Source organism: Sphingomonas sp. CCH9-F2, assembly GCF_001556735.1.
Classification (GTDB): Bacteria; Pseudomonadota; Alphaproteobacteria; order Sphingomonadales; family Sphingomonadaceae; genus Sphingomonas; species Sphingomonas ginsenosidimutans.
The window spans coordinates 1-758 of the sequence record NZ_LSJO01000032.1 but is presented as its reverse complement, the minus strand read 5'-3'; the positions used below and the strand labels follow the sequence as shown (position 1 = coordinate 758).

Sequence of the window (758 nt, the reverse complement as noted above, 5' to 3'; positions counted from 1 at the left end):
GCGCAGCGCCAGCCCCAGCCCCGCCAGCGCGCAGGCCGCCCCCCCGGCCAGCAGCGCGCGGCGGCCGAGCGTGCGGCGCGGCGGCGCCGCCGCGACCGCCTGCGCCGGCGACTGCGCCAGCGCGGCGAGCGCCGCCTGCGCGCGGATCAGCGCACCGCGATGGCGCGTATCGGTGTCGAGCCAGGCGCGCAGTTCCGCCTCACGCGCCGCCGGCAAGGGGCCGGTCGCCAGCTGCGCCGCCCATTCGGCGGCGCGGGCATCGCGTTCGTCACGCGCGTCGGCGGGTGGCCGTTCCACCGGCTAGCGTCTCACCATCGGCGCGCATCGCCGACATGAGGTGACGGACCGCCTTTGCCGCATCATTCTCGACCACACCTTCGCTGACGCCCATCCGGTGCGCGATCTCCCTTTGCGAGAGACCTTCCACCCGCCGCAACCGGAAAATCTCCCGGCAGCGCGCGGGCAACCCCGCCAGCACCGCGGCGACCATCGACAATTGCCGCCGGGCATCCGCGGCGCGTTCGGGATCCGCGCGCTCGTCAATGATGGACGACGCGTGCGTTTCCGTCAGCATGTCGAACCGCACCACCTTCTGCCGGCGGAACGATTCGCGGCGCAGGTTCTGGACGATGCGCACGAAATAGGCGCGCGGCGCGTCGATATGGTCGACCGAGGACAGCTCGCCGAGCCGGCAGTAGGCGTCATGAATCAGGTCGTCCGCCTCGTCAGGGGAGGCGCCGCCCGCAATCAGCCACCGC

1 protein-coding gene and 1 pseudogene are annotated in these 758 nt (G+C 73.2%); both read right to left on the bottom strand.

Annotated elements, in window-relative coordinates; all coding sequences use genetic code 11:
- Positions 1-297, bottom strand: a pseudogene (locus tag AX685_RS01020) (DUF4880 domain-containing protein); the annotation flags it as partial.
- Positions 269-758: RNA polymerase sigma factor (locus AX685_RS01015; protein WP_156445584.1), on the bottom strand; the 490-nt coding region annotated here is incomplete at its 5' end. The pseudogene AX685_RS01020 and the gene AX685_RS01015, both read right to left, overlap by 29 nt.